Origin of the sequence: Streptococcus mitis SK575, assembly GCF_000257865.1 — a bacterium.
Lineage (GTDB): Bacteria > Bacillota > Bacilli > Lactobacillales > Streptococcaceae > Streptococcus > Streptococcus mitis_CQ.
In genome coordinates, this window is sequence record NZ_AICU01000056.1 from 1 (window position 1) to 26,997 (window position 26,997).

Here is a 26,997-nt window from a genome sequence, read left to right on the forward strand (position 1 = left end):
GAGATTTTCGAAGAGTATTAGATATCATTTTTAAGATTAATAACTGTCAAAAGAATAGCCAGCAAGGAAAAACCAACAAATAGCATCCAAGTCAACTGTATATTCCATACGGCTACAAGTGAAAAACAAGCTGTTCCCACAGGTATGGATAAGGTAAACAATAGACCTAAAAAATTACTGGTACGAGCTAAAACTTCTGGAGCTAGATTTTTCATGAGCATGGCATTAATCTTTGGTGCAACTTTACCAGACACATACAGAGTAAAGAAGAGAAATAGCAAACCAAGCACGACTTGATTGAATACGTTAGCCAGACCAATTAGAGTGAGCCCTACGGTCGCCCACATCATCAATCTAGGCAAGGACTGCTTCCCAAAATAATCATTGCCCGTAAGGCTACTGATGATGATTGCTAACAAAGCACAGAATTGACTGATAAATAATGCCTCTGTGTAAGAAAAGTCCAAAAGAGAATGGCTCAAAAAGAAGATGTTATAGATGCTTCCTAAAGCGCCACCCAAGGCATTGATAAGCAAGACAGCAAAGAGCATAAAACCAAAGTTTTTCTGTCCACTTTTAAGAAAAACGAGACGTAAATTTCGATAAATCGTTAGAAATTGATCTTTGATAGGAAGCTTCTCATTTTTTAGGATTTCGCCATCAGCAGATGACATTGACAGGCTTAATTTTCTTCTTCCCAAAAAGAGAACAGAGGCTGATACTAGGAAAAAGCAAGCATTAATTCCCGCAACGAGAGAAAAATTGTTGACCGATAAACCTAAGAGCCATACTCCAAAAGCTTGACCACCAATAGCTGAAATATAGGTGATGAACTGTGAAAAAGAGTAAGCTTCCATCAGATCATCTTCAGCTACTTTTTCCTTAATAAGAGGCATGCGCAAGCCACCAGCAAAATCACTGATGACATCACTAATGACATTGATTAAACACAGGCTAGAAAAGGCAAAGAGACTAGCTTGCTGAACAACTAGGGCTGCTAGAAAAAATAAAACCGCCTGAAACAAACCACTATAGGCCATCCATTTGACCTTGTTCCTCGTGTAATCTGCCCGAATCCCTACAAAAACTGTAAAGAGAGTCGGAAGAAGCATGACAATATTCGCCATAGCAACAGCAAAAGAGGCTTGTGGCAAGGTCGATGCATAGACGATAAAGACCAGGTTGAAAATCGAAGCACCAAAAGCATTGAAGAAGCGTGACAAAGTCAAGAGACGATAAGCTTGATTTCTGAACAATAGTTTCATAGGTAATCTCCCTTCTTGTTCGAAGTTCTTATGTAAAGTATGACTATAGTATAGCACTTAGAAATTCTAGAGGAAAAACTTTTGAATATATGCAACAAATGAAATGAGCAAAAAGAAACGATAGAATTTCTCCAGTGACACGAGAGAGCTCAACAATTCTATCACTTAAAATTTCAAATAATTTTCTTAGTTTGCAGATATTCAACAATCTGTCGTTTTTCTATAGTATTCGGCAGATTTGTGACAGCCAAGCATCTCAAAAATACGGACAGCATCTTCCATCTTTTTCTGACCTTCCTTGACTCTGCCCTGCTTGCTATCAAGGAGACCTTCCGCCCACAAATAGACAATTCGGAAATAGGTCTCATTTTCCTTGTAGAAATGCTCTTTGATGACACGTTTAAAATAAGAGGCATTGGTAAATTCTTCACACTCAATGCTGGCTAAAAAACCATTCAATAGCATAGTGTGAAAAAGGTTTCGATTACCAGACATTTCCATTAGAAAATCAGATTTTCGGACCATTTCTCGTACATATCTAGTAAAAAGAGAAACAGATAAAAAGGGAGAACTGACTGAGAACAAATTGAGTTCATAGATTCCCCAAATATCGGTAGAAAACAAATAGTCATGAAGGACTTTCCCTTCCTCTGCCGTTAACTCAACCGTTTCATCCATACTCTTCATATAAGACTTGATAATAATGGCATTTAGAATATGCTTCTGCTTGTTTTGAGAATAGGCATGCTTTTGATATTCCTTACGATACAGGTCTTCGAGAGGTGCTATATTCTTTATATCCAAGACATCTGTGATTTCTTTTCTCAACTCAGAATCTGTATCATACTGAAAACCTCTCGCCAAAAAGAGGATTTCCTCTACACTGGCAGATATATTTCCCAGAGCAAATAGAAACTTTTCCACCGAAAGCTCACTCTGACCAGTTTCAAATCGGGACAACATAGACGGAGAAAATTGTCCCCCAGTCGCCTGTCTCAGCGAGATATTTCTTGACTCTCGTAATTGTCTAAAGACTTTTCCAATCTGCTCCATAGGCTTCCCCTTGATTCCGTATTTTCTTCATTTTATCATATTTTTCAGAAAATTCATCAAAAACTTGCCAAATTGTCAGAATTATGAGAAAATAGAGGATATTTATCACGTGGAGGGACTGTAATGAGAGAGGATATCAAAATCAATGACCGCGCTTTGGCCTTGCAAGACCAAATTATCGAAAAACTAGAGAAGGTTTTTGATACAGATGTGGAATTGGATGTTTACAATCTAGGTCTGATTTATGAAATCAATCTGGATGAAACGGGGCTCTGCAAGATTGTCATGACCTTCACCGATACTGCCTGCGATTGTGCCGAAAGCCTGCCTATTGAAATCGTTGCAGGTCTCAAACAAATCGAGGGTATCGAAGATGTCAAGGTTGAAGTTACCTGGTCGCCTGCCTGGAAAATCACACGAATCAGTCGCTACGGCCGTATTGCCCTTGGACTGCCACCTCGTTAATACTCTTCAAAAATCTCTTCAAACCACGTCAGCGTCGTCTTGTCGTAGGTATATGTTACTGACTTCGTCAGTTCTATCTGCGACCTCAAAACAGTGTTTTGAGCTGACTTCGTCAGTTCTATCTACAACCTCAAAGCAGTACTTTGAGCAACCTGCGGCTAGCTTTCTAGTTTGCTCTTCGATTTTTATTGAGTATAAGCAGGCAAATCACTTTTGGAGATGAAAAGAAGCAAGCCGAAGTTGGCTTGCTTTTTGAGTTTATTTCTTACCTGACTTGTCCATATTCCAGAAGTCTGTCACGGCTCCACGAGAAGCAGATGATACGATATGGGCGTATTTACCGAGGACACCACGGCTGTAGAGTGGTGGCAAGGTTGTTTCTGCCTTGCGTTTTTCAAGTTCTTCTTCGGATACGGCCATAGAAATTTCTTTAGTATCTTGGTCAACCGTAACGATATCACCTGTACGGAGGTAGGCAATTGGTCCACCATCTTGAGCTTCAGGAGCGATATGTCCAACAACCAGACCATAAGTACCGCCAGAGAAACGTCCGTCTGTCAAGAGGGCCACCTTATCTCCCTGACCTTTACCAACAATCATTGATGAAAGTGACAGCATCTCAGGCATACCAGGACCACCTTTAGGTCCAACGAAACGAACAACGACTACATCGCCATCAACGATTTCATCTGTCAAAACAGCCTGGATAGCATCTTCTTCTGAGTCAAAGACCTTAGCTGGACCAACGTGACGACGCACTTTAACACCTGATACCTTGGCAACCGCACCATCAGGGGCAAGGTTCCCGTTCAAGATGATAAGCGGACCATCTGCACGTTTTGGATTTTCAAGTGGCATGATGACTTTTTGACCTGGAGTGAGGTCTGCAAAATCAGCCAAGTTCTCAGCGACAGTCTTACCAGTACATGTGATGCGATCTCCATGAAGGAAACCATTTGCCAAGAGGTATCTCATAACCGCAGGCACACCACCGACTTCGTAAAGGTCTTGGAAGACATACTGACCAGATGGTTTCAAGTCAGCCAAGTGAGGCACACGTTCTTGGATCGTATTAAAGTCCTCAAGTGACAAGTCAACATTGGCAGCATGGGCAATGGCAAGCAAGTGAAGAGTGGCGTTTGTAGAACCACCGAGTGCCATGGTTACAGTGATAGCATCTTCAAAGGCTTCACGGGTCAAGATATCTGATGGTTTGAGACCAAGTTCCAACATCTTAACAACAGCACGTCCTGCTGCTTCGATATCTTCTTTCTTGTCAGCTGATTCAGCTGGGTGAGAGGAAGACCCTGGCAAACTCATACCGAGAACTTCGATAGCAGTCGCCATTGTATTAGCAGTGTACATACCACCACAGCCACCAGGACCAGGGCAGGCATTACATTCAAGACGTTTCACGTCCTCAGCCGTCATATCACCGTGGTTCCATTTTCCGATCCCCTCAAAGACAGAAACCAAGTCGATGTCTTTGCCATCAAGATTTCCCGGTGCAATGGTTCCACCATAGGCGAAAATTGCTGGAATATCCATATTGGCAATGGCAATCATAGAACCAGGCATGTTCTTATCACAGCCACCGATAGCAACAAAGGCATCCACATTGTGACCACCCATAGCCGCCTCGATTGAGTCTGCAATGATATCACGAGATGTCAAAGAGAAACGCATACCAGGCGTTCCCATAGCAATCCCATCCGCTACGGTAATAGTTCCAAACTGCACAGGCCAAGCACCTGCAGATTTGACACCTTCTTTAGCTAATTTCCCAAAATCATGCAAGTGAATGTTACATGGTGTATTTTCCGCCCAAGTCGAAATAACCCCAACAATCGGTGTTTCAAAGTCCTTATCTGTCATACCAGTCGCACGAAGCATGGCACGGTTTGGCGATTTTACCATGCTGTCATAAATGCTACTGCGGTGACGTTTATCTAATTCAGTCATTTGTTCCCTCCCATTTCAGTTTTTACTATTATAGCACATTTTAAAAGCAATGAACAGAAGAAAATTCTTGAATTTTCAGAAAATTCTATATACATATAAACATTTTAAATTAAAAACAACAAAGCGGATCAGGGCACTTTCTGATTACCAGAATATGCTTTTAATCCGCTTGCTTTAAATAACGTAATGTAATTTTTACAGAAGTTCTTTCAGATAAGTGTATTTAACATCTATCTTGCATTATAAAACGCTAAAACTTTCTCTTTTATATTCGATTCACTCAAACCATACTCATTAAGAAGATAATCCATTTTCCCTACTTGACCGAATCTTTCTTGAACACCCATCCGATGAATTTTTGTTATTCCATCATCAGAGAATAATTCACATAAAGCACTGCCAATTCCACCTATCTGATTGTGGTTTTCTACAGTAAATATAGTTTTTCCGCTTAACATTGTTTTTATCTGTTCTGGTATCGGTTTGATTCTAAATAAATCTATCACACCTACTGAATAACCTAATTTAGACAGTTCATCCGCAACTCGAATACTTGGAGCAACCATTATGCCAGAAGCAACTATTACAACATCTTCACCGTGTCTTAACTCAATGTAGCCTTTAGAAAAGTCTTCTCCACCTTGATATACAGCCTCTGGAGCTTTTCTAATTGTTCGAATATATTTTAGTCCTTTTAAGTCTAATGTCTGGTTCAAGATTTCACGAAATTGGATATCATCAGTTGCTTCGAAAATGATTGATTTAGGAATTAAACGTAACAATCCAATTTCTTCAAATGGCATATGTGTCCCACCATTCATTTCTGCAGTTACTCCTGCATCTGATCCAATCACAGTGGCATCCAATTGTGCGTATCCAAGAGAAATAAATAATTGATCAAATACTCTTCGTGAAGCAAATGGGCCAAATGTATGAAGATAAGGTCTAAACCCCTGAATAGATAAACCTGCTGCAAGCCCGACCATTTCTGCTTCCATGATCCCAACATTCACATAACGGTCTCCAAAGTCCTTTTCAAGATTATTAGTAGCCATCGAACTTGACAAGTCTGCTTCTAAAACTACTATATCAGAATAACTTTGGTTAGCTTCTAGAAGGAAATCTCTATACACATGTCGTAATTCTTTCGTACTTCTCATCATTCTGTTTCCTCCAATTCCTGACTTAATCTTTCTACAACTGAAGTTAACATTTGTCTCTCCTCTACAGTAGGGCGAAGATGATGATTGGATTTCATTTCTTCCAGCTCTCGAACTCCTTGACCTTTAATAGTGTCTAATACAATACACTTAGGGGATGAATCATTTGACTGTTTTAATCGGATAATCCCTTCATAAATTTCTCTAATATCTGAACCATTGACCCTAATGGATTCAAACCCAAATGCTGAGAATTTTTCTACAAAATCACCTGGATTACAAATATCCTTTGTAAAACCATCTAATTGTTTTTTGTTATCGTCTACAAATACAATTAAATTAGATAACTGTTGATGAGAAGCAAACTGTATAGCCTCCCAACATTGTCCCTCATTTAACTCACCATCTCCAACAATAGCATAGGTATAAAAGGGACTTTTTCTTATTCTCTGACCATATGCAAGTCCGGTTGCAACACTAATTCCCTGTCCTAAAGAGCCAGTTGTCATATCTATGCCCGGCGTTAGATTTCTATCAGGATGAGACGGTAATTTGGTTCCATTTGTATTTAAAGAATATAAGAATTCTTTGTCAAAGAAATCATTCAAATAGAGTGTGCTGTACAAAGCTGGTCCAGCATGTCCCTTGGATAAAACAAAATAATCTCTATCTCGTGATGCAAATATTTCTGGAGTCATCGGCATTATTTCACCATAAAGCACTGCTAAAACTTCTACTATAGACAGACTCCCTCCATAATGGCCGAATCCAAGATGATTCAATGTTCTAAGAGTATTTAATCGGATTTTTGTTGCAAATTTTCTTAACTCATCTTCTCTATTTTCACTTAAAATCATCCCTTATTCCTCCTTTGCAGATGGCTTTTTAATAAAGGATACTCCAAACATAACTGCTAGAATAAGAACAAGACCAATAACAATGCCTGCCTGTGAGCCAAATTGATTCAACATTCCTAAAATAATTCCTGATAGACCAAAATCTGCATCTGAGAAAGTTGATCCTTGGAAACCAAGTCCTCCCAAAACTGGCATTAAAAAGACTGGAAGAAAACTAATTAAAATACCTTGTAAAAATGCTCCAATAGTAGCTCCACGAACACCACCAGATGCATTCCCAATAACACCTGCAGTTGCTCCACAGAAGAAATGAGGCACAACACCTGGTAAAATAACAACCGTTCCTGAAGCAATCATAATTGCCATACTTACTAAACCACCAACAAAACTAGAGATAAATCCAATTAGAACTGCATTTGGTGCATAAGTATAAACAATCGGACAATCCAAAGCAGGTTTTGAATTAGGTACAAGACGCTCTGAAATACCTTTAAAGGCTGGAACAATTTCACCCAAAATAAGGCGAACACCTGCTAAAATAACAAATACCCCTGCTGCAAATTGACCTGCTAATTGTAAAGCATAAACTAGACCACTTGTACCACTACTGATTTCTTTTTCTATATATTCTGACCCTGCAAAGATAGCTACAATAATGTAAATAACTGCCATGGATAAAGTAATGCTAACAGTACTATCACGTAAAAAAGCTAAACTCTTTGGAAATTTAATGTCCTCTGTTGATTTTGATTTGTCACCGATAAGGCTACCAGTAAAACCACTCAACCAATATCCCAAAGAACTGAAATGACCTAAAGCCACCTTGTCATTTCCAGTTAATTGAACCATATATTTTTGCACAAATGCTGGGGAAATACTCATAATAATACCGAGTGCTAATCCTCCTAGTAAGATAAGAGGCAAACTTGTAAAACCAGCAACTGATAAAATGACCGCAATCATACACGCCATATATAGAGTGTGGTGCCCTGTTAAAAAGATATATTTGAATCGAGTAAAACGAGCAATTAAGATATTGAATACCATACCTGCAAACATAATCATTGCAGTAGCTGAGCCATATGTTGTTAAAGCTACAGCTACAATTGCTTCATTATTCGGTACAACTCCAGATAAATGAAAAGCATGTTCAAACATGGTACCAAATGGATTCAAAGAATTTTGTACAATTCCTGCACCACCAGATACAACTAAGAAACCAACAAAGGTCTTAATTCCACCTTTAATAATATCAGGTAATTTCTTCTTCTGAAGAACTAATCCTAAGATTGCAATTAAAGCTACTAAAATAGCTGGTGTACTAACAATATCCAATATGAACTTCATCATGACGCTAGCCTCCTAAATAAGTCCTTTTTCTTCACAAAGTTTAGTAATTAATTCTCGTAGTTCATCCATATCAATAATACTATTTAAGATACGAACATCTCCAAGATGACTAGCTGAATCAGCTAAATCACGACCAACAATCCAAATATCAGCTGCATTTGGATCTGCTCCACCTAAATCATAGTGTTCAACTTCTACATCTGAAACATTCAAATCACTCAATACAGATTCAATATTCATCTGTACCATAAAACTTGAACCTAATCCTGAACCACAAGCTGTACCAATTTTTAACATTATCTAATCCTCCTGTTTAATTATCATTTCAATGTCATCATAGTTTTTTGATGATATTAAAGTTTGAACATGGTTTTTATCTCTTAAAATTGTTGTTAAATGTGACAAAGCCTTTAAATGACTCTCATTATCAATGGCTGCAATACAAATCAACAATCTTACCTCTTGTTCTGGATTATCCAATAAATAAATCGGTTCTTCCAAAACTAACATTGACATTCCTATTTCATTCACACCTTCATCTGGCCGAGCGTGAGGAATTGCTACTCCCTTCCCTAAATTAATAAAAGGCCCAAACTCTTCTACTTTTTGAATCATTGCCTCAGGGTAGTTCTCAGTTATCTTATGTTGATCCAAAAGCGGTTTAGCTGCTAAACGAATTGCCTCCTTCCATCCTAATTTTTCCGAACTAACCTGATAAGTTTCTTTTGTAATTAATTCTTCTAACAATGGTAACACTTCCTTTCTGTTCATTTCTTGATAGAGATACCTCTTTAATGCTAATTTTAACTCTAATTCTTGTGTGATTACACTATATCGTCTTACTATGCTAATTATCTGATTAAGCTCAATATCTCGATAACCTGTATCTGGGAAATCTTTTGATACCAATTCAACTAACTGTGTTGTTTGTTCTTCCGTCATCATAACAGAAACTAGATAATTTGGCTTCTCTGTATCCACCTTTATAGTAGAAAAAACCATATCATAGTCACTACTAGTTTTCGCGTATAAATCATCAATCTTTGAGGTTCCTATAAACTCAATTTGAGGGAATAATGCTAATAGATTCTCTTTTATCATCAATGAAGAACTAATTCCATTAGGACAGATAATTGCTGCTTTATAACATTTTTGAGGCAAATTGTCTGCTTTCTTTAAATATCCTCCAAAATGGATAACAAAATATGCTGTTTCACTATCAGGTATGGGCTTGTCAATAGCGTCCATCAAGGGAGTCAAAGAATCTTTTACTAGTTCAAATAAATCAGGATACTGTTCTTTAACATGCAACACATATTCATTTGAACTAGGTAAGCCGAACTTTAATCTATAGTAAGCCGGTATAAGGTGGCGGCGAAGATTTTCTCTCAATACTTCTCTTTGTTTAAAATGTAACAAAGAAATATCTTCCATTCTACTTATAATAGCCTCTGTTAATTGATTAAAGTAAACCGGAGCAACATCTACTTCACCTTCAAAGCAACTTGATAATAAAACTGTGATATAGCGATAATCATCCTCTGAAAATACCGTATCTATAATTCCCAAATCAACTACTGTATCCAATAAAATAGTCGTTATATCTTCAATAATAGGAGATACTAATGTCTCTGAAAGACATACTCTTTCAACATCCCTTTGATACCTACATATAATGAATACTAAACCGAAAAGGCAAACTTTTAATTGATTAACAATAGGTACTATCTGTAGCTTTTCATAATAATCTTTAACTACCTGATCAATCAAATCATAAGTTAATGAATACCCCCAACTGGATAAAACATAATCCAACCCCCAAATCCCTATGGAGGATTCCAGCAACTCACTAACCATTTGAAAAGCTAAACGGTGCTTATTCCACTCTGAACCGTGTAAAGTATAACCTTTTGCTCTACTGTACCCTAGCTCCAAATCATTATCTAACATAATCTTTCTTAATGATTGAATATCAGATAAGGTTGTATTCTTACTTACTTTCAAAAAGTCTTGGTAATGATTATTCGATATAAAATCTAATCGGCAAAAAGTGTAAAGATAGATTAATGCTAAGCGAGTCGACTTTGGTAAAACCAATTCATCCGACTTAATAATATCTGTCAAAGACTGCTTCGTACGATTTGATAAACTATAGCGACCTTGTTTTTTATCCAGCACTATCCCTTTATTAGCTAGATAAGGCACTAAATAATCTATTCCTTCTTTGACTTCCTTTATAGGTAAGCTCACCTTAACAGATAATTCATATAATGATAGCTCACAATGATCCATCAAAGTCATCAAAATAACTAGTGCTCTATAATCAAACATTTCTCTTCCTTTCTAACTACAATTATAGTGTAAAAGTTATAAGAATAAAAGAGTATTTCAGCACAATATAATCTCACTTCCTACAAGTAATTATTGGGCTGAAACTTTTTAGTGATTATTTGTCAACTTTCTATTAATTTTTAAAAACAAAATGATATCATTTAGATATCAAATAACAGAGATCATTCTTATGACTGAAAAACTAATCAATTCAAAACCAAATGGTGTATTAGCATTGATTCTCATTGAGTTGACAATCGTACTTGGTATCTTTATATTTATAATGGGTGTTGGTTCGGAAAACATTTTTGGAATTATTATCGGACCTTTACTAATCGTAATTGCAGCACTAACTCATGCTGGTTTAAAAGTTGTCAAACCTCAGGAGGCTATGGTTCTGACACTCTTTGGTAACTATACAGGTACCATCAAAGAACCTGACTTTTACTTTGTCAATCCCTTCAGCGTAGCAGTCACCCCTGCAAACCACACTCGACTTGGACAAAGTGGTGACGTTAGCACGAAATCTCCTTTTTTAGGAGCTAAATCATCAAATGACAATGATGTAAATATTGAAATTGGCAATAAGCACATTTCCCTCAAAGTCATGACCTTGAGCAATTCTCGCCAAAAAATCAATGATTGTCTAGGAAACCCTGTAGAAATCGGTATCGCGGTAACTTGGAGAGTTGTCGATACCGCTATGGCAGTTTTCAACGTTGATAACTACAAAGAATATCTTTCATTGCAATGTGATAGCGCCCTCCGAAATATTGTCCGCATCTATCCTTACGATGTGTCTCCTAACGTGGATACTACGGGTGACGGCCAAGCAGATGAAGGTAGTCTCCGTGGCTCTAGCGAAATTGTGGCTAATCGTATTCGTGAAGAAATCCAAAGTCGTGTTGAGGATGCTGGCTTGGAAATCCTTGAAGCACGTATTACTTACCTAGCTTACGCTCCAGAAATTGCTGCTGTCATGCTTCAACGCCAACAAGCATCTGCCATTATTGATGCCCGTAAGATGATTGTGGATGGTGCTGTAGGAATGGTTGAAATGGCACTAGAACGACTCAATGAAGGGGAATTGGTAGAGCTTGACGAAGAACGAAAAGCTGCCATGGTTTCAAATCTCCTAGTCGTCCTCTGTGGCAATCATGATGCACAACCAATTGTCAACACAGGAAGTCTTTACTAAAGATGGTTGAAGCTAAAAAAAAGCAGATCCCCCTTCGACTCTCAACAAAGTTATACGCTGCACTCGCATCATGGGCAGAAGACGACTTTCGTTCAGTCAATGGGCAAATCGAATATCTCCTCACAGAATGTGTCAAACAACGGAAGAAAGACGGAAAATACGTATCAGAAACCATTGACGAACCATTTGAGATTGATATTTAACACCTTCTCCTGTCTGCTAGGTCTTACAGGAGAATTTTTTCATCTTTTTTTGTCAAGTAACTTTACTTTACAAAAAAAATGTGTTATCCTAGTATGGTTGATGAAAATCAGTAGATTGAATCGAATATAAATACCTAAAGGAGAAATCAAAATGGCAGTACCTGCACGTCGCACTTCAAAAGCGAAGAAAAACAAACGTCGTACACACTACAAAGTAACAGCTCCATCTGTAAACTTTGACGAAACTACTGGAGATTACTCACGTTCTCACCGTGTATCACTTAAAGGATACTACAAAGGACGTAAAATCGCTAAAGCTGCATCAGCTGAATAATAGAAGGGAGATACCATGCGCGTAAATATTACACTTGAACACAAAGAATCTGGTGAACGCTTGTACCTTACTTCTAAAAACAAACGTAACACTCCAGACCGTCTTCAATTGAAGAAATACTCACCAAAACTTCGCAAACACGTTGTGTTTACAGAAGTGAAATAGGGGTTCACTACACGTCAATAGACGTTAAAAACCTTGATTTTAAGCAATGTAGTGAAATTTCAAATTTCACTACATTGCAATATAAATCAATCGAATCACTACCTTTTTCACTACCTTTTTTGAAATAAAAATAATGATTCGGATATTTAAAAGAAGAGGAACTTTAGTGTGAAGCTCCTCTTTTTGTTATTTGTTCTTTTACTTACAAATAGTAACATTTGGTTTGGAAAGTATGGGTTTTCAGTTGGGTTAAAAACAGGGGAATATTTTTAGTTCTGTAAGTATTAATCTATACGCTTACATATATCTTTTGCTCTCTATCCTTTAGGTGAAAATACCGATTTTATGGTATAATAAGGATAACTCTATATAAGGAGGTGTGCCATGACTCTTGATGTGAATAAAGAAGAATTAACAATTTTAGGAATTCCCTTTGATAACTTTTCAGATTTTGATACTGTCTGGTATGCTATTGGGTCATCAATGATTGAAAATTATGAACCTACTGTTCAAGATGTGATTGATTTAAAAACTTATGTTATCAACAAACGAAAGGAATTGAATATTGGTTAAAAATCAATACGAAGGCTATGAGTACATTGACCCCAATCACCAATATACCTATCCAAATTCTACAGTCTTAATCAACAAACAAAATATTACAAATATTGAAGAAGCCTATCGGAATGAGCATTTATTCGTTACTAAAAGGCTTGCAGACTTGCGCTTGAAAACCATTGAAGTATATTCCATTAGTGATATTTTAGCCATTCATAAATATTTATTTCAAGATGTCTATGCTTGGGCGGGGCAATTTCGCAAGGTGAATATCTCAAAAAATGGGAATCCTTTTATGTCAATACAATCTTTCAGTACTGCCCAAGTATATATAAACCGCCTTATTCATACCTATTATCAAACTGCTAATTCAAAAGATGGGATTATTAAACAATTAGCAAAAATTCTTGATAATCTTAATTATTTCCATCCCTTCCGAGAAGGTAATGGACGAACTCAACGAGAAGTTATTCGTTCCTTAGCACTGTCAAAAGGATATTCTGCACAAATACGTGTTGAGCAAGATGACGAGGTTTACAATCTTTATATGGACGGAACAGTCTATGGAGATTTAAGAAAGTTAGAAGAACTACTTGGTAAAATACTGGAAAAATTGTAAATTAGTCTACAAAAATACTTCTATATTTTTAAATATCCTAAATATCACAGAAAATTATAACTTACCAAGGTTTAAATCATAATAGATAGACAAAAAGCTTCTGAAATCTAACATTTCAGAAGCTTTTTTCTTGTCATAAAATGGCTACAACTATTATTATTCAATACATATTATATCTATTTATTAAAATAATTAATAATTAAGTAGTGGTTCGCTAAGATGAAATTCAAAATTTGTAACATCAACTAAACCAACAACTTTGTCACTTTGATATAATTCCATCAAAAATTGTGCCATCTCTTCACTTGTGTGATATTTAGCAAAATGCTCATCATAATCATATTCTTTAGAATCTGTAGCAACTTGACCGAATTCCGTTTTTGTGGCAGCTGGAGCTAAAACCTTAGCTTTTAATTGATGTTGATTTGCCTCTAGTTCCAATGCCAAGCCTTCTGTAAAAGCACTGACATAAAATTTACTTGCACAGTATGTAACTGCATTTGGAACCATCATGTATCCGCCTCTAGATGATAAGTTAATCAATTGAGCGCCTTTACAATCTTTATAATCTCTCACATATAGAGTTGATAGAATTGTTAAAGCTTCAATGTTTAGATGGATTAATGTTATTATCTTTTCTAAATCTTGAGATTCAACCTTATCATAATTTCCAAAACCAGCATTATTTATTAGCGTAGTAATGTGATATTTTTTCAAGCTTTCATAAAGAGCAAAAACATTACTGGACTTCGATAAATCAACAACTTTAATAACAACATCTAAATCCGGATAATGGTTCAAAATCTCTTGCTTCAATTTTTCTAGTCGTTCTTGACGCCGAGCAATTAAAATAAGATTCGTTCCTAATTTTGCAAATTGTCTTGCTGTCTCCGCTCCTATACCAGCACTGGCTCCAGTAATACAAGTATAATTCTTCGTTTGTTCCATACTATTTTCTCCTTTACAGATTGCTATTTGCATTTTTTATAAGAGTCGCTGCTCCCATCAAGGTTCTTGACAGCCTTATCACTAAGCCCCTTTGGAGCTCTCTATTCCTTCAAACCAATTTTTCGTCTATATGGTATTACCTCCTCTCCTAGCTTTATATCAAATTCCTTTGATACTATGTATTTTACATAGTAAAGCGCACTTTATGTCAAGAGAAAACTGAAAATTTTTTAATTTTTTAAAAATTATGCTAAAATAATAAAAAATAAAGGGGGGAAATATTATGGCTTACTATTCTATTGGAGAATTTGCTAAAAAAACTGGACTTCCTATTCCCACACTTCGATACTATGAGCAAGAAAAATTGATTTACTCACACAGAGAAGAAAATAATCGTAGATACTATGATGACTCTGATATAGCGTGGGCTCAATTCATTATTAGATTAAAAAAGACGGGAATGTCTATTAAAAATATGCAAGAATACGCTGACCTAAGATATAAAGGAGACTCCACAATTCCTCAACGACTTAGACTACTATTTTTTCAACTTGATGAACTTCATAAGCAACAAACTGAAATTAACCAACATATTGATTTTCTTGAAAAGAAAATTAAAACTTATTTAGGTATTAATCCTAATTAGCACCATTATTATTTTCTTTATCTAAAAAAGGGATTGACAATTGAACTCTTTTTATATTACTTGTTAAATGGTTGTAATTGGGATTTTCTTAAGTTGAACTTGTAAAATAGAAGTGTATACATTTTTAATCTATAGTCGTAGAGATTTAGTAAAACTATAGCCAAATATAGATCTTTTTCTATAATTTACTAATGTCTGTTATAATGGACATTATTTGAAATTTCCATTATAACAGACATTAATACAGTTTTGTAACATTATTTTGGTATAGTAATATTATAAAAGGAGGCGAGAAACATGAGAAAAATTGTTAGCATATTATTGTTGTCATTATCAATAATTACGTTAATTGCTTGCTCAAAAAACAACTACCAATCTTTAGATGGTGAGTATTATTGGATCTCAAGTGAAAGAAACGAGTTGGCGTTTACTATTAAAGGAGAAAATGCTTCCATTGAGCATGGAGAAGCCGACAGCTTTACCATTAACAAAAAAAAGAATACGATCGAATTAACTGGACAAAATATTGCAAGTCGAACAGAAGAATATTCATTTAAAGATGGGGTCTTTTCTGTTGATATTAGTGGAGTTAAGTACGACTACTATCTTAAAGATAGCGAAGCATATAATAACGCACTAAAACAATATGGATATAAATAACATCATTCACACCTATTTTGCCGAATAGGTGTTTTTATTTGAAACAAAGTATAAATTTCTAATTATCTTTTTATATTTTCTTAAATGCTCGTAAAGCCTTATTCTATGTGCTTTCGAGTATTTTTACTGTAGGAAGATACTTCACGTTTCTTTGCATATTTCCTCATGTCTTAGCTGTCAGAAGTGGTAAATAAGTAGTAAATTCATTTGTACTACTAAGCAACAAGACGCTCCTGTTGCTTCTCTTTATTCAAGCGTTTCATTTCTGCCATTGCAGAATCGAATGTTGCATGTGCGTAATAGTTCAGCGTCATGGCTATATTAGCATGTCCCATAATGTACTGTAATGCCTTTGGATTCATTCCTGCATTTGCATAGTTGGTACAGAATGTATGTCGCAAACTATGTGGAGTGATGTGTGGCAATTTATCCTCGTTATACTTATTGTATTTCTTAACAAGACCTTTCATCATGCCGTTGTAATCACTTGCCACTTTTGGATAGTTCTTTCTATTAAGAAAGAGGAAATCACTATATCCATCAATCTCAACACGCTTATCATTCTTTCGATTCGCTAACACTCGCTTAAATGCTTGATAGGCTTCTTCAACCATAGGAACTTGACGTTCGCCACTTTTGGTCTTTGGTGTTTCAATGTAGTACCCAATTTCAGTATCTCTCAATAGCTGATGGTCTATATTGACAAGACGATTCTCAAAATCTAAATCTGGAAGTGTCAAACCACCAAACTCTGAAATACGAAGACCTGTTTTTAAGAGTATCAGAATTTCATCATAATTTTTGCTGTAGGTTTTATCAGCTTTTGCAAAGGCTAACAGTTTTTCTTCCTGTTCTTCTGTTAGTACGGTCTTAGGGACAGTATCATCATCAAGAACTGCTTTCAGTTGAAAGTCAAATGGATTCTTCCGAACACAATCATCTTGTATAGCAATATAGAATGAAGCCTTTAAAGAACGTTTGTAGTTATTGATGGTTTGATAAGCATAACCATTTTCACTCATTCTAATAGCCCATTCTTTAGCGTCTGATGGCTTAATACTGTCAATACTTCTTACACCTAACTTGTCTTTCTTCAAAATATCCATAAGATATTTGCGTCCAGTTTCAGTGTTTTTTCTAACCTTTGGTCTTTGAGCGTTCTGTTTTGCGTAAAGCTGGCAGAGTGTCATTTTCTTTCCTACAACATCAATACCATCATGAATGTCTTTCTGTAACTCTGCGATTTTCTCTCTAAGTGAGATACAATCACGCTTTCCTGCTGGTACTAGGTCTGTAGCCACAAGTTTCCACGAGTAAACAAATTGCGGTTCTCCAAATGAATCTATATATTTGTATAAGTATCTTCCGTCTTTTCGTTGGCTCTCTCCAGTCTTTAAGATTCGACCTTTATTGTCACGTCTTTTTTCTGACATGGCATTTGCTCCTTTCCTTTATGGAAAGAGCCTTGATACGACTTAATACTATTTTATCATATACAAGACCCTTTGGCGACGCTAGATTGCGTCCAATGTATCTATAATTTTTTCAAATTGTTTTCGTTTAATCTGAATACGATTGCCATTCATAATCAGCCAATTTGCATTTTTATTTTCCTCTGCCAAGCGTCGTAGCTTGTTTTCGCCAATACGAAAATATTTTGACGCTTCTTCAATGGTTAGGGTATAACGTTCCCAAATAGGAATGTCAGTCTGCTTCATAAAATCCTCCTTTCCAAATCACTTATTTGGATTTCATAAAAGTTGTTTTACCAGCAATCGAACAGCTTTAGCAAAGCTCACGGGAGTTCCACCCCTGCATGGTTCTCATGTAGCCATACTCATTGCCTGCGACGGTTTTATCACGCTCGGACTATTGACTGTATGGGAGTATCATTATCACGATAAGAATGTCGTTGCAGGCAATCCTGCTAAAGATTGCTTCTCGGATCACTAACATGAATCGCTCGCTATCTTTATAAGATAGGTCATGGCGGTTAGTTCCGTTGGCTCTTTTCTTATCGAAACGTATTCGATTACTTTTATTCAGTTTTCAAAGAACAATGGCTCGTTAGCCTATCAAAACACATTGAAAGCTCAATATGCTTTGGTGGAATAACAAACCTCCCTGTTCGGGAAGCGTGGAATGGTTTAGCACGCTTCCACGAAAGGAGAGAGGATATTACTTAATTTCAAATGACAAAATCTTTGTAATCAGTCTGGTTTCCATTCTTCCACGTAAGACTTCATCAACGACCATACTTTGATTGCCATATTCATCTTTCATAAGTCGTAGGGAACGCTTCGTTATGTACCCTCTGTAATGATGTAGAATCTGGTTAATCGCTTCGGTATCGCCATCTGTTGCCTTTACAATGAGAGGAAAGGGAATCATAGGATATTGTGTTTTCATTCTTCAAATTCCTCCATAAACTTTTTAATTAAGGCTAGTCCACTGGTTCTATGCCGATAGACAGTAGAACGGTTCAATTTCAACAGGTCTGCAATTTCTGAATCGCTCATGTCCATAAAGTAAAACAGCAGTAGAATTTCACGTTTCTTGTCTGGCAACTCACGTAATGCTTCACTCAACAAATCATTTTCAACGCCTACTGATAACCCATTGAGTGTAAAAATCTGAAAGTCAGTTGAATAGTTATCTGTTGTCGCAAACTGGCTAACAAGATAATCGCCAACATCCGAAAAGGACACCTCACGCTTTGCAATCCTTGAAAGATAAAGCATATAATTCTTTCGCTCGTCTTCCATAGCACGTTTACAGATATAGTCAAACTGATTTTCTATTGTGGTCTGAAAAGAAGATGGTTTCATGTTTCTCACCCCCTTTCTGTCTAGGAAAGGAAGTGAGCCTTGCTCGTTTATCTCCTTTCACTCTTAGTCCCAATGTGAAAGGGGGATTTGTTGCATTACTGATAAATAAACTTTGTAAAAAAGTTCTGAATAGCCAAAAAAGCATATAAACAGATTTATTTCTCTGTTTACATGCTTCTGTTATTCTATCTATATGATTTATAAAACCACATTGGTGGACGTACTTATCTATTGCAGATAGACGACTTTTTTTGACAAGAACCCAATGTAAGGAAATTTATTGTATATGATGTACTTCATGGCGACGTTGACCTCCAACAAACCGCCATTTGGAAGTAATATACAATATTTTAACAGCGTAAATAGCACTACCATATAACGGTTTTTTTTATTGGCGTTTAGTAGTGCTTTTTATTAAATATAAACCTATAAACCATATAACACGTTTTTCTATACCTGTTTTTAATTCAGTAGGAACAATAAAATGTATAGAGGTGGTCTACTATGCGTAAAAAAGAAGATAAATATGATTTTAGAGCCTTTGGTTTAGCCATTAAAGAAGCTCGATTGAAACGAGGTTTAACTCGTGAACAAGTGGGAGCATTGATTGAAATTGACCCACGGTACTTAACTAATATTGAAAATAAAGGGCAACACCCCAGCATACAAGTTCTTTATGACCTTGTATCGTTACTTCATGTTTCCGTTGATGAATTTTTCTTACCTGGGGTCCCGAGCGCTTAGTGGGAATTTGTATCGAAAAGGGGTACAAATTCCCACTAAACCAATGTTTCAAGGCCTATTTATTTTTTATATTCAATTCTCTTAAGTGTTTAGGAATAGATAACAAGTCAAATTTATACTCTCCAAGAAAAGTGATATGCTCCCAATTAATAGGAGATACATGCTTCATATACTTAGTTACTTCGGGATCTATTTTGACGAGATAATTATAAGCTGCTTGTAAGTAGACGGCGTTCCATATACTTATTGCATTTATTAACACATTAAGCGCACTAGCACTTTGAAGTTGTCGGCGAATATCGCGCTCCATAAATTTTCCGCGTCGCCCAAAAAATAGTTCTCTAGCTAAAGCATTAATCGCTTCTGTCTTATTTAGTCCATGAGTGATCCTTCGCCGTAGCTCACTATCTGTAATATAATCTATCATAAAAATGCTCTTTTCAATGCGACCTAGTTCTCTCAGTGCAAGAGCTACTCTATTCTTACGTGCGTATGAGCCTAGCTTTCCTAATAGTAAAGAACTAGATACTTTTCCTGTTTGAATCGAATAGGCGATTCGTTTAATTTCATCATAGTTTTCTTCAATAATTTTTACATTGATTTTTCCGCTTATATCTTCTGATAAGTTAGGGTAGTAGGAAGGTGATTTGATAGAAAATAATTGTGATTTTTTTATATTTCTGATGCGAGGTTCAAAATCAAAGCCTAGTAATGCGGTCATTCCAAACACCTGATCAGAATACCCATTTGTATCAGTAAAATGTTCCTCAATATCTAGATCTGTTTCATGATAAAGTAGGCCATCAAGGGTATGAGTAGCTTCCCTTGTATTAGTTGAAGCAACCTCGATATGATGAGTCGTATGCCTATCATTTATTGATCGAATCATTGTAGCTCCTTTTTCCATACTTTTGTAATGTGGATTAACATCGGATTTTAGAGCTGAGACGCCCACTGGGACGCGCATTCCGTCTGAAGCAGTGGTTTTTCCTTCACCCCAAAAGTCTGCAACAGGAAGCTTTAACTGATAATTAACCAAAACAGATTGAGCACGAGTCAGAGCTTCTTTATAAAAGCGCCATTGTTTGGCATTGGCTAACTGAGAATAAGAAATTCCAGGAGTTGATTGGGCCATTTTTTCAAGACCAATATTCATCCCTAAACCCAGCAAAGCAGCAAAAATAATTTTTCTTTCTTGTTCACTCGGCGGTTTCCCTGTAGAATCATGACTAAATTCTTGTGAAAAGTTGGTCCAACTGTCCACCTCAATTAAAAGATCACTAAGCCTTATCTTAGGAATTATTGAATAAAGTTTTTTTCTATATATTTCTGCTTCGCTAGGTGTAACTTTTTCCAACTTTTTAAGGTTTGCTCTTGAAATTCTCTTATCAACTGTCGAATAAAATTGAAGCTGTAAATCTAAAATTATTTCCCGATCCTTTAAATAGTCCTCAAACGTGTCTGGAATAGTTTCTGAATCAATACAAGCAGATAAATCAACTAAGTAATCATCAATATTTCGATGGATCATACTTCCTTCAACTGAAATATCTCCTGATCGAATATTGTTCTTTAGCTCGGTGAAAGCTACTAACTCATAGTAAGACCGATCTATTTTCCCCTCTTCTGGCCGAACAAGGCTTTTCCATTTTTTACTCACAAAATCAGTAGAAGTATCTGCCGGTATTTTTCTTTTACCACTATTGTGTAAATCAGTTAGTTGAGTTAGGGCCATGAGGACTGGATTTGCTGCCGGAGTTGCTTTGAACGAAAGGGTCCTCAATAACATTGGCGTGTATCTTCGGAGGTAATTAGCTTTATTTCGAACCATTTCTAAATAGCCATGATTTTTATTACCTGTAATTTTTTTAGCTTCTTCTCCATCTTGTACTAAATCTTCCCAAGGCATGATTCGTTCAATTTCGTCAAAAGGATTACTATCATTATCTTTTGCAAAGTGAAGAGCATCAATTAAAGAAGCATAATGTTCCAATTTTTTAGTAGCCAATTTTCCTTTTTCTTTTAACTGTTCTTGTGAATCACGTGTCCCTTTGCGTTTAATACTTGCTAAAATGCGGTCATTAATCTCAATCAGTTGATCGATCAGATATTGATGATGATTGACTAAAAAAGCAATAAGTAAAGAGTATCTTTTTTCAAGCTCAAAACGGGAGAAGTCATATGCATCATAATTTTCCCCTAGTCTAGCTAGCTGAAGAAACCTGTTCCGATTAATATGGGAGACATTAATTGTCCCGAGTCCCATGGAAGCAATCACTTCCACTTTTTTACAAATACTCATAAAGCTTTCTGGATTTGCCTTACCTGGAATGTCTTTTAGCCAAGCGAGTTTAGTTATTTTCGTCTCTTCATAAATTTGAAACAAACTCTCTAGTTTTTCAATTTGTATATCTGTTAATGAACAGAGTAATATTGAAAATAAGTTGTTTTCTGCTTTATCTCGACAGCGGCTTATAATGTCTTCAAGTGTAGCTATAGATGGAAAAATAATTCTTTTTCGAGTTAAGAAATCAATTGTTTTTTTCATTAGATAGATAGAGTCATCATTTTCTAAAGCTAGTTCAATTAAATATTCTATTAACTGTTTTTGTGTATTAGCACTACCGAATCGATGATAGTTGAATACTTCTAAGATCTCGTTGAAGTGATTTGCACGTGTATTTCTATGATCATATGAATTTAAATCAATTGCATCAAGATGGAGCTGTCGACTCACATAAGAAGTTAGTCTGGTTGATTTAATCGGCCAATTACTTAAAGAACACCCAGGATACCGGGCCAAACAAAGTTGTATCGCAAATCCTAGTTTATTGACCTTTCCACGGTGTTGATTAATAACCTCCAGATCATAATCAGAAAAACTAAAATACGCTTTAAAATCCTCTTCTGATAAGTGGTCTACAGAAAGAAGTTGTTCACGCTGTGAAGTAGTTAAAATTCTTTTCATAGCCATATCTTAAGCATTCCTTTTATTGAGGTAACGGTAAAAGGTTGTTTTGCTTAATTTAGAGGCATCAAGAATTTGACGAATAGAATACTCTTTGCTGTCATACATTTTTAAAGCTAAATCAATTGATAGCTTACCTTTACTTGGACGGCCCCCTTTTTTTCCTCGGACTCTGGCTGCCTTAAGACCAGAGTTAGTTCGTTCAATAATAATATCCCGTTCCAGTTCTGCTAAACTAGCCATAACTCGGAAAAAGAATCTTCCCATAGACGTTGAAGTATCTACGTTATCTTGAATAGATATAAAATTGACACTAAGTTCTTCAAATAATTCAGAAAGTTCAATCAAATGTTTAGTTGATCGTGAAATTCGATCTAACTTGTAAATGACAACAGAATCTCCTTCACGTAGTAGGTTGATCATTTCTTCTAATTGCGGTCGGTCTTTTTTCGCACCAGTTACTTTTTCTTGAAATAATTTATCAATTCCATAATGAGTAAGTGCATCAATTTGTAAACTAAGATTTTGATCATCCGTACTCACTCGAGCATAGCCAAAAATCATAAAAAAACCTCCTTAATTTTATAATTTAAATGTACCATAACTCATTAAGTATAACTATATATGAACTATGAAAAAGGAACGGATTTTGGTACTTGATTTACTTAAAAAACATTTAGAAAAAGCAGGAAAATGAAAAGGTACCATAAACGGTCGTTTATGGTACCATTCAAATTTATCCTTATTGTACAAAATAACAGCGAAATTTTTAAATCTATTCCTTATCGATACAAATTCCCCGTAGGCGCTAGGGACCTCTTTAGCTCCTTGGAAGCTGTCAGTAGTATACCTAATAATTTATCTACATTCCCTTTAGTAACGTGTAACTTTCCAAATTTACAAAAGCGACTCATAGAATTATTTCCTCCCGTTAAATAATAGATAACTATTAAAAATAGACAATACTTGCTCATAAGTAACGGTACTTAAATTGTTTACTTTGGCGTGTTTCATTGCTTGATGAAACTGATTTTTAGTAAACAGTTGACGATATTCTCGATTGACCCATTTTGAAACAAAGTACGTATATAGCTTCCAATATTTATCTGGAACATCTGTGGTATGGCGGGTAAGTTTTATTAAGACACTGTTTACTTTTGGTTTAGGATGAAAGCATTCCGCTGGCAGCTTAAGCAATTGCTGAATCGAGACTTGAGTGTGCAAGAGCAACCCTAGTGTTCGGTGAATATCCAAGGTACGCTTGTAGAATCCTTCTTCAACAATCAGATAGATGTCAGACGCATGGCTTTCAAAAACCACTTTTTTAATAATTTGTGTGCTTAAATGGTAAGGAATATTCCCAACAATTTTATACCTCTGTTTGTTAGGGAATTGAAACTGTAGAATATCTTGGTGAATTAAAGTGACACGAATGTTCAGTTTTAATTTTTCTGACGATAAGTTGAATAGATGACTGTCTAATTCAATAGACGTTACCTGTTTACTTATTTTAGCCAGTTTCGTCGTTAAATGCCCTTTACCTGTTCCAATTTCGTAAACGGTATCGGTTTCTTTTAAATTCAATTGTTTTATTATTTGGTTGAGTACTTTTTCACTCGTTAAAAAGTTTTGAGAATATTTTATATTTTTGTTCATGTAATCACTCCTGAAGTGATTACATCTATAAATAAATACAGAAGTTAAACGATTTGTTTGTAATTTTAGTTATCTGTTTAAAAAGTCATAAGATTAGTCACTGGTAGGAATTAATCTAACGTATTTATTTATCTGCGTAATCACTGTTTTTAGTCTGTTTCAAAACAGTAGATGTTTTATCTACATTACGCATTTGGAATACCAACATGACGAATCCCTCCTTCTTAATTACAAATTTTTAGCATCTAATTTAACTTCAATTCCTATTATACAAAATTTTAAGATAATGCACAATCAACACACTCTTAAGTTTGCTTCTAAGTCTTATTTCCATAACTTTAGGGTTAACCATACGCAAGACCAATCACTCTCGGACAATACTCATGATTTTAATGATAAAATCCATGTTAAACCCATAGATAAGAAATACACCTGCAATAACCGTTACCTGTTTGTGCCAATTTAAAAATGCACCACTTTTTTATAATTAAAACGGTTGAAAACTGTACCACTAATAACTCACAATAGAGAGATGTCACCGTCAAGTTAAATGTACAAAATAACAGCGAAATTTTTAAATCTATTTCTTATCGATACAAATTCCTCGTAGGCGCTCGGGACCCCTACCTGCTAATAACTTGGTAAAAAGCACCCGACGATTACAGATAGAGAAATACATGGATAGCTTTACAGACAAAGAACTATCCTTAATGGAATCTTTAGCCAGCGGTATCAACGAAGCAAGAAACATCGAAGACTAATTAAAAGAATCCATACATAACGGAAAGAGCCGATAAAATGAGATTGTATTAATCTCATTTTATCGGCTCTGCGTCTTTGCGTCTGGCTCTGTAATCACAGTTACTTTGAACTGCTTTATTTCAATTAAATTTTCTTGTCTGCATTTCGGACAATAGAGGGGGAATTTTTTTAATTCAGTATCTTCCCTTATCTTTAATCGTGTTTTATTTCCACATACAGGACACAATATCCACTTGTAGTTTATAATAACTATCTCCTCCTTTACACTTTAATTCAAATCTTTATTAAAAAATATTTCATCTTATTTAACAAGAAACCATATTTATATAACAACATAAAATACACTAAGTTATTTTATTGAACATATATCGTACTTTATCTATCCGACTATTTGGACGACGGGGCTGGCAAACAGGTTCACCGGTAGTAACATGGTACCCTTTTAACTCTGTTAAACAAACACTACGTCCATTTGTAAAGAAAGTTAAATCACTACGATATTCTTGAATACACCGAGCAGGGATTTCTCCACTAAGAATGACCTCATTATTTTTCAATTGAGTGTCTACGATGTTCGCACAATATTTAGGAGCATCGTTGTATGCTCGTGAAAGATATTCCTGTGGCGCATAAATTTTAAAACTAAGATATGGCTCTAACAATTCTGTTCCAGCTTTTTTTAAGACTTGTTCCAATACAATAGGAGCAAGCATCCGAAAATCTGCTGGGGTACTAACAGGGCTATAGTATAAGCCATACTTAAAACAGATTTTACAGTCCGTCACATTCCAACCATACAATCCTTGTTCACAGCCATAGCGTATCCCCTCCATAACTGCATTTTGAAACGATTGATTTAAGTATCCAAGAGAAACCGAGCTCTCATACTGTACTCCGCTCCCTAATGGAAGCTGTGCTACAGATAGACCAATGGAAGCCCAGAAAGGATTCGGTGGAACTTCGATGTGAATGGTATACTCTGCTTTTTTTAACGGTCTTTCCATATAAATGACTGTAGGCTCTTTTATTTCTATCTCCACATGATACTTTTCTTGCAGCAGAGCACAAGTCACTTCCATTTGTACTTTCCCTAAGAAAGAAAGTATGATTTCATGTGTCGCAGAATCCACATAATATCGCAGAAGCGGGTCACTGTCGGAGATTTCTAAAAGTGCATCAAGTAACATTTCCCTTTGTTGAGGTTTGCTCGGTTCAACAGTCGTTTGCAGCAGAGGGAGGGGATTTTCAATTCTCTCTCTCTGTGGCAATAGCTTTGTATCTCCAAGAACACTATTTAACTTCAAAAACTCATTCTGCAAAATAACAATTTCCCCGGAATAAGCCTTATCGATTTTACATAATTCACCATTTATTGAAGTATACATTTCTGTAATTTTTATTTTTTCCTTTTCCGATATTCTAACCGAATCTCGCAAATGCAGTACGCCACTATAAAGACGTATATATGCAAGACGCTGTCTTTTTTCCGAATACTCAATTTTGAAAACATTTCCGCAAAGTTCAGACGGACCTCGATGTGTTGATGAATAAAATTTATTAGTAATAACTTCTATAAGGTTATCAATCCCTATATTACTTTTTGCACTTCCATGATAAAGAGGGAACAGAGAACAATTCTGAAATCTTATGCTTTCCTCTTGTTCGAGTTCCAATGCTTCTAATGATTTACCGGACATATATTTCTCTAAAAGGTCATCGTTTCCCTCTATTACCGTATCCCATTGTTCAGATTCGGTAAAGTTCGTCACACACATATTAGGATACAGTTCTACCTTCTGTTTGATTACAATTTCGGCAGAAAGTTTCTCTTTAATATCCTGATAAACCGTTGATAAATCAATTCCATTTTGGTCAATCTTATTGATAAAAAAGATTGTGGGAATCCCCATTTTCCTAAGTGCATGAAATAATATACGAGTTTGTGCTTGTACGCCATCTTTTGCAGAAATCAGTAGAATTGCCCCATCTAAAACTGATAATGAACGATATACTTCTGCTAAGAAATCCATATGTCCTGGCGTGTCTATGATGTTCACCTTCGTATTTTCCCACTGAAAAGAGGTTATTCCTGTCTGAATTGTAATTCCTCTCTGACGTTCTAAAAGCGTATTATCCGTCCTCGTTGTACCTTTGTCCACGCTTCCTAATTCTGTAATCGCTCCACTGTTATATAATAAGCTTTCTGTTAAGGTAGTTTTTCCCGCATCAACATGAGCTAAAACTCCAATATTAATAATTTTCATG

General features: G+C 35.8%; 28 protein-coding genes and 3 pseudogenes. 11 read left to right on the forward strand and 20 right to left on the reverse strand.

Going from position 1 to position 26,997, the window contains the following annotated elements; all coding sequences use genetic code 11:
• Positions 1–17 precede the first annotated feature (17 nt).
• Positions 18–1,265, reverse strand: a complete 1,248-nt coding sequence (locus tag HMPREF1048_RS07270) for an MFS transporter (RefSeq protein WP_000770641.1) — start codon at positions 1,263–1,265, stop codon at positions 18–20.
• Between the two features lie 201 nt (positions 1,266–1,466).
• Positions 1,467–2,318, reverse strand: a complete 852-nt coding sequence (locus tag HMPREF1048_RS07275) for a helix-turn-helix domain-containing protein (RefSeq protein ID WP_000434988.1) — start codon at positions 2,316–2,318, stop codon at positions 1,467–1,469.
• 123 nt (positions 2,319–2,441) lie between these two features.
• On the opposite strand from HMPREF1048_RS07275, the gene HMPREF1048_RS07280 reads away from it, so the two are divergent.
• A complete protein-coding gene (locus tag HMPREF1048_RS07280; protein WP_001206380.1) occupies positions 2,442–2,783 on the forward strand; it encodes a metal-sulfur cluster assembly factor in 342 nt (113 codons plus the stop codon).
• A gap of 258 nt (positions 2,784–3,041) precedes the next feature.
• On the opposite strand, the gene ilvD is transcribed toward HMPREF1048_RS07280, so the two are convergent.
• From ilvD to HMPREF1048_RS07310, 6 genes are all read right to left on the reverse strand, one after another.
• A complete protein-coding gene (ilvD, locus tag HMPREF1048_RS07285; protein WP_000137346.1) occupies positions 3,042–4,745 on the reverse strand; it encodes a dihydroxy-acid dehydratase in 1,704 nt (567 codons plus the stop codon).
• Between the two features lie 230 nt (positions 4,746–4,975).
• Positions 4,976–5,908 (reverse strand): transketolase family protein, encoded by a 933-nt coding sequence (locus tag HMPREF1048_RS07290; RefSeq protein ID WP_000986401.1) that lies wholly within the window; start codon positions 5,906–5,908, stop codon positions 4,976–4,978.
• On the reverse strand, positions 5,905–6,762 hold the full coding sequence (locus HMPREF1048_RS07295) for a transketolase (protein ID WP_000603567.1): 858 nt from the start codon (positions 6,760–6,762) through the stop codon (positions 5,905–5,907). Before HMPREF1048_RS07295 ends, HMPREF1048_RS07290 begins: the two co-directional genes overlap by 4 nt.
• A 3-nt stretch (positions 6,763–6,765) precedes the next feature.
• Positions 6,766–8,112: a PTS ascorbate transporter subunit IIC gene (locus tag HMPREF1048_RS07300; RefSeq protein WP_000975299.1), complete on the reverse strand. Its 1,347-nt coding sequence runs from the start codon at positions 8,110–8,112 to the stop codon at positions 6,766–6,768.
• Positions 8,113–8,124: 12 nt separating this feature from the next.
• Positions 8,125–8,409: a PTS sugar transporter subunit IIB gene (locus HMPREF1048_RS07305; protein WP_000912476.1), complete on the reverse strand. Its 285-nt coding sequence runs from the start codon at positions 8,407–8,409 to the stop codon at positions 8,125–8,127.
• Between the two features lie 3 nt (positions 8,410–8,412).
• Entirely contained in the window at positions 8,413–10,443 is a 2,031-nt protein-coding gene (locus tag HMPREF1048_RS07310; RefSeq protein ID WP_000460908.1) for a BglG family transcription antiterminator, read from the reverse strand.
• 190 nt (positions 10,444–10,633) lie between these two features.
• Between HMPREF1048_RS07310 and HMPREF1048_RS07315 the strand changes: the two genes are divergently transcribed.
• The 6 genes from HMPREF1048_RS07315 to HMPREF1048_RS07340 all read left to right on the forward strand — a co-directional run bounded on the left by HMPREF1048_RS07315 (position 10,634) and on the right by HMPREF1048_RS07340 (position 13,520).
• A complete protein-coding gene (locus HMPREF1048_RS07315) occupies positions 10,634–11,641 on the forward strand; it encodes an SPFH domain-containing protein (protein ID WP_000136852.1) in 1,008 nt (335 codons plus the stop codon).
• Between the two features lie 2 nt (positions 11,642–11,643).
• A complete protein-coding gene (locus HMPREF1048_RS07320; RefSeq protein ID WP_000228847.1) occupies positions 11,644–11,844 on the forward strand; it encodes a type II toxin-antitoxin system antitoxin in 201 nt (66 codons plus the stop codon).
• A gap of 151 nt (positions 11,845–11,995) precedes the next feature.
• On the forward strand, positions 11,996–12,178 hold the full coding sequence (gene rpmF, locus HMPREF1048_RS07325) for a 50S ribosomal protein L32 (protein WP_000290417.1): 183 nt from the start codon (positions 11,996–11,998) through the stop codon (positions 12,176–12,178).
• 15 nt (positions 12,179–12,193) lie between these two features.
• Complete coding sequence (gene rpmG, locus HMPREF1048_RS07330) at positions 12,194–12,343, forward strand: 50S ribosomal protein L33 (RefSeq protein ID WP_001265622.1); 150 nt, start codon at positions 12,194–12,196, stop codon at positions 12,341–12,343.
• A 384-nt stretch (positions 12,344–12,727) separates the two neighbouring features.
• Positions 12,728–12,916 (forward strand): hypothetical protein, encoded by a 189-nt coding sequence (locus tag HMPREF1048_RS07335; protein WP_000171299.1) that lies wholly within the window; start codon positions 12,728–12,730, stop codon positions 12,914–12,916.
• Entirely contained in the window at positions 12,909–13,520 is a 612-nt protein-coding gene (locus HMPREF1048_RS07340) for a Fic/DOC family protein (protein WP_000240414.1), read from the forward strand. The genes HMPREF1048_RS07335 and HMPREF1048_RS07340 overlap by 8 nt, the downstream gene beginning before the upstream one ends.
• A gap of 192 nt (positions 13,521–13,712) precedes the next feature.
• Here HMPREF1048_RS07340 and HMPREF1048_RS07345 read toward each other — a convergent pair whose 3' ends face one another.
• The gene (locus HMPREF1048_RS07345; protein ID WP_000438382.1) at positions 13,713–14,468 is read right to left on the reverse strand and encodes an SDR family NAD(P)-dependent oxidoreductase; all 756 of its coding nucleotides are present in this window, start codon (positions 14,466–14,468) and stop codon (positions 13,713–13,715) included.
• 283 nt (positions 14,469–14,751) lie between these two features.
• On the opposite strand from HMPREF1048_RS07345, the gene HMPREF1048_RS07350 reads away from it, so the two are divergent.
• Positions 14,752–15,114 (forward strand): MerR family transcriptional regulator, encoded by a 363-nt coding sequence (locus tag HMPREF1048_RS07350; protein WP_000332322.1) that lies wholly within the window; start codon positions 14,752–14,754, stop codon positions 15,112–15,114.
• Between the two features lie 297 nt (positions 15,115–15,411).
• Positions 15,412–15,774 carry a hypothetical protein gene (locus HMPREF1048_RS0102335; RefSeq protein ID WP_001227153.1) on the forward strand — a complete coding sequence of 121 codons (363 nt, stop codon included), beginning with the start codon at positions 15,412–15,414 and terminating at the stop codon, positions 15,772–15,774.
• 215 nt (positions 15,775–15,989) lie between these two features.
• Here the strand turns inward: HMPREF1048_RS0102335 and HMPREF1048_RS07355 are convergent, their stop codons facing one another.
• From HMPREF1048_RS07355 to HMPREF1048_RS07365, 4 genes are all read right to left on the reverse strand, one after another.
• On the reverse strand, positions 15,990–17,207 hold the full coding sequence (locus HMPREF1048_RS07355; RefSeq protein WP_001291557.1) for a tyrosine-type recombinase/integrase: 1,218 nt from the start codon (positions 17,205–17,207) through the stop codon (positions 15,990–15,992).
• Between the two features lie 81 nt (positions 17,208–17,288).
• Positions 17,289–17,492 carry an excisionase gene (locus HMPREF1048_RS07360; RefSeq protein WP_000814511.1) on the reverse strand — a complete coding sequence of 68 codons (204 nt, stop codon included), beginning with the start codon at positions 17,490–17,492 and terminating at the stop codon, positions 17,289–17,291.
• Positions 17,493–17,952: 460 nt separating this feature from the next.
• Positions 17,953–18,183, reverse strand: coding sequence for a helix-turn-helix domain-containing protein (locus tag HMPREF1048_RS0102340; RefSeq protein ID WP_000857133.1), 231 nt, complete (start codon positions 18,181–18,183; stop codon positions 17,953–17,955).
• Positions 18,180–18,602 (reverse strand): sigma-70 family RNA polymerase sigma factor, encoded by a 423-nt coding sequence (locus tag HMPREF1048_RS07365; RefSeq protein WP_000804885.1) that lies wholly within the window; start codon positions 18,600–18,602, stop codon positions 18,180–18,182. The genes HMPREF1048_RS0102340 and HMPREF1048_RS07365 overlap by 4 nt, the downstream gene beginning before the upstream one ends.
• 504 nt (positions 18,603–19,106) lie before the next feature.
• On the opposite strand from HMPREF1048_RS07365, the pseudogene HMPREF1048_RS07370 reads away from it, so the two are divergent.
• Positions 19,107–19,328, forward strand: a pseudogene (locus tag HMPREF1048_RS07370) (helix-turn-helix domain-containing protein); the annotation flags it as partial.
• 73 nt (positions 19,329–19,401) lie between these two features.
• Here HMPREF1048_RS07370 and HMPREF1048_RS07375 read toward each other — a convergent pair.
• The 5 genes and pseudogenes from HMPREF1048_RS07375 to HMPREF1048_RS13635 form a co-directional block, all read right to left on the reverse strand.
• Positions 19,402–22,320: a Tn3 family transposase gene (locus HMPREF1048_RS07375; RefSeq protein WP_001240982.1), complete on the reverse strand. Its 2,919-nt coding sequence runs from the start codon at positions 22,318–22,320 to the stop codon at positions 19,402–19,404.
• Positions 22,321–22,323: 3 nt separating this feature from the next.
• Complete coding sequence (locus tag HMPREF1048_RS07380; protein ID WP_000576156.1) at positions 22,324–22,878, reverse strand: recombinase family protein; 555 nt, start codon at positions 22,876–22,878, stop codon at positions 22,324–22,326.
• 354 nt (positions 22,879–23,232) lie between these two features.
• Complete coding sequence (gene erm(B) / locus HMPREF1048_RS07385; protein ID WP_001038790.1) at positions 23,233–23,970, reverse strand: 23S rRNA (adenine(2058)-N(6))-methyltransferase Erm(B); 738 nt, start codon at positions 23,968–23,970, stop codon at positions 23,233–23,235.
• A gap of 124 nt (positions 23,971–24,094) precedes the next feature.
• Entirely contained in the window at positions 24,095–24,178 is an 84-nt protein-coding gene (locus HMPREF1048_RS07390; RefSeq protein ID WP_001814874.1) for a 23S rRNA methyltransferase attenuation leader peptide, read from the reverse strand.
• A 48-nt stretch (positions 24,179–24,226) separates the two neighbouring features.
• Positions 24,227–24,310: pseudogene (locus HMPREF1048_RS13635) on the reverse strand (MLS leader peptide); the annotation flags it as partial.
• Between the two features lie 283 nt (positions 24,311–24,593).
• Between HMPREF1048_RS13635 and HMPREF1048_RS07395 the strand changes: the two are divergent.
• Positions 24,594–24,731: pseudogene (locus HMPREF1048_RS07395) on the forward strand (XRE family transcriptional regulator); the annotation flags it as partial.
• 59 nt (positions 24,732–24,790) lie between these two features.
• On the opposite strand, the gene HMPREF1048_RS12685 reads toward HMPREF1048_RS07395, so the two are convergent.
• Together HMPREF1048_RS12685 and tet(M) are read right to left on the reverse strand one after the other, a co-directional pair.
• Positions 24,791–24,958 (reverse strand): cysteine-rich KTR domain-containing protein, encoded by a 168-nt coding sequence (locus HMPREF1048_RS12685; protein ID WP_000336323.1) that lies wholly within the window; start codon positions 24,956–24,958, stop codon positions 24,791–24,793.
• 118 nt (positions 24,959–25,076) lie between these two features.
• Positions 25,077–26,996 carry a tetracycline resistance ribosomal protection protein Tet(M) gene (tet(M), locus tag HMPREF1048_RS07405; RefSeq protein WP_000691734.1) on the reverse strand — a complete coding sequence of 640 codons (1,920 nt, stop codon included), beginning with the start codon at positions 26,994–26,996 and terminating at the stop codon, positions 25,077–25,079.
• Position 26,997 lies beyond the last annotated feature (1 nt).